This window comes from Aeromicrobium sp. (assembly GCF_036676885.1).
GTDB lineage: Bacteria > Actinomycetota > Actinomycetes > Propionibacteriales > Nocardioidaceae > Aeromicrobium.
Map to the genome: position 1 here is coordinate 1 of NZ_JAKFCB010000349.1, position 2681 is coordinate 2681.

Below are 2681 nucleotides of genomic sequence, written 5' to 3' on the forward strand. Positions count from 1 at the left end.
CCTTGTCGAGCAGGGCATTGATGTTGGCGCGCGTCAACTGTCCGATGCGCCCCAGGATGGACTGTTTCTGGGCCATGGTCATCACTCTCTGTCAGATGCTGCCGGTCAGGATGCGGCCAGCACTGGAGTGGCCGCGCCGTTGCCGCACACGTCGATCTTGGTGCATCGCGAGGGGCGAGACAACCGGTTTCGGCGGCGCGTGCAGTTCAGCCTACGGTTTCCGGCCCTGCGCGCACGCCGCGGAAGATCCATACGCGCATCAGGACGAAGCGCATGACCGTCACGAACAGGTTCGCGGCGGTCAGCAGGACGACCTCGACCAGCGGATGCCCGTCGCCGCGCACGGCCCGCAGCGTCCACAGCGCACCGCTCGTCACGCCCAGCCCGCAGGCGAAGACCAGCAGGCCCTGGAGCTGATGGCGCACCGCCCCCTGTGGACCGCGGACGCCGAACGTGAACCGCCGGTTCGCCGCGGTGTTGGCGATCGCGGTCGCCGCGAGCGCGAGGGCGTTCGCCTCCTGGGCGCCGAGGCGGCCGCGCAGCGCGACGTACAGGACGCCGTACGCGAGCGTCGACAGGATCCCGATCAGCGCGAACACGACCATCTGGGCGCTGAGCCGGCCGCCGGCGCTGCGGGCGGTCGTACGCCCGAGGGCACCGGCGACCTCTGCCAGCGGCACCCGCCCGCGCAGGAGGGCCCAGCCGAGCCGGCCCATGCCGCGCAGGTCGGCCGCCGCGGTGCGCACGATGTCGACCCGGCTGTCGGGGTCGTCGACCCAGTCGACCGGCACCTCGTGGATCCGCAGCCCCGCGCGCTCGGCGACGATCAGCAGCTCGGTGTCGAAGAACCACTCGTCGTCCTCGATGAGCGGCAGCAGGTGGGCCGCGACGTCACGTCTGATCGCCTTAAAGCCGCACTGGGCGTCGGAGAACCGGGCCCGCAGCGCCCCACGGAGCATGACGTTGTACGTCCGGGAGATCAGCTCGCGCTTCGGCCCCCGGGTCGTCCGCGCCGACCGGGCCAGACGCGATCCGATCGCCAGGTCGGAGTGCCCCGACAGGAGCGGCGCGACAAGGGGCAGCAGCGCGTTGAGGTCGGTCGACAGGTCGACGTCCATGTAGACCAGGACGTCGGCGTCCGACCGCGACCAGGCCTGCTTGAGCGCACGGCCGCGGCCCTTCTCGGTCAGCGACACGACCCCCACGTCCGGGTAGCGATGTGCGAGCTGGTGGGCCAGCAGGCTGGTCGCATCGGTGCTCGCGTTGTCGGCGATCGTCACCCGAGACTCGTACGGCAGCGTGTGCAGGTGCTTTCGTACGGTCTCGACCGACTGGACGAGCGCTCGCTCCTCGTTGAAGACCGGAATCACGATGTCGAGCACGACGCGGCGTGAGACGACTCGAGAAGCCTCGGAGGAGGGTGATGCCGACGCAACGCTGGTCACTGGATGCCGCCCGAGAGGTCGTAGAGCGTGACACCGTCGACGGTCTGGGCGGTGAAGTTCTCCGACACCCAAGCCGAGATCTCCGCGCTCGTGCTGCCGCCCGCATTCATGCCACCGCGTCCGCTGCCACCGCCGATGAAGTAGTGGATCTCGCCGTCGGCGACGTACTGCTTGAACTCGGCGAGCGTGGGGCTCGGATCGGAGCCGTTGAACCCGCCGATCGCCATGACCGGGAGCTCGGTCGCGAGCTGGTAGCCCGACGCGGTGTTGGACCCGATCGCCGCCGCGACCCAGGTGTACGAGCCGGCGTCGGTCGTCAGCAGGGCGTTGATCTCGGCGGTCGACTCCGAGCCGTTGAGGAGCCCACCGGTGGTGCCCCCGCCGGCCCCGCCGGGCGCCTGGCGGGTGCCGTTCTGCGTCGGCGGCTGACCCATCGGGCCACCGCGACCGCCGGGACCGCCTCCGCCGAACCCGCCGCCCGCGTTCGGTCCCGCGCTCGGAATCGAGCCGGTGTGCGGCGTCGAGGCGGTGTCGATCGCGTACGCCGTGGGGCCCGCGAGCATCGTGATCGCGGCCGCGCCGGCGACCGCGATCATGGCCCGCCGGGGGAGGAGCCGGTGCAGCACGATCAGGAACGCGGCGCCGGCGCCGGCGACCACCACGACGTACTTGAGCCACGGCACGAACCCGTCGGCGCGGTCGAGCAGGACGTAGCTCATCGAGGCGGTCATCGCGAGCACGAACGCGGCGCCTAGCGCGGCGACGAGTGACTCGCGGTGCTCCCACAGGATGCTGGCGCCGATCGCGACGAGCGCGGCGACCGCGGGAGCCAGCGCGACGGTGTAGTACGCATGGAAGATGCCGGCCATGAAGCTGAAGGTCAGGGCCGTGACGAGCAGCCAGCCGCCCCAGACGACGAGGCCCGTGAGCTGGCGATCGGTACGCCCGGCCTTGCGGCGGAACCACACGCCCAGCACCAGGAGCGCGAGCGCTGCCGGGAGCAGCCAGGCGATCTGGCCGCCGGTCTCGGAGTTGAACATCCGGAACAGCCCCGTTGACCCCCAGCCGCCGCCGTTGTTGCCGCCGCCGACCGAGCCGACCTCGTTCCCGTTGAGCCGGCCGAAGCCGTTGTAGCCGAGCGTCAGCTCGAGGATCGAGTTGTTCTGCGAACCGCCGATGTACGGGCGGCTCGACGCGGGCCACAGCTCGACGATCGCGATCCACCAGCCGGCGGCG

Annotated in this window: 1 protein-coding gene and 1 pseudogene; both read right to left on the minus strand. The window is 71.1% G+C overall.

All coding sequences use genetic code 11. The annotated features are described in order from the left end of the window. Positions 1-206: 206 nt before the first annotated feature. Positions 207-1382 (minus strand): glycosyltransferase, encoded by a 1176-nt coding sequence (locus V6M46_RS16465; protein ID WP_332667064.1) that lies wholly within the window; start codon positions 1380-1382, stop codon positions 207-209. Between the two features lie 59 nt (positions 1383-1441). Beyond that, positions 1442-2681: pseudogene (locus V6M46_RS16470) on the minus strand (glycosyl transferase); the annotation flags it as partial.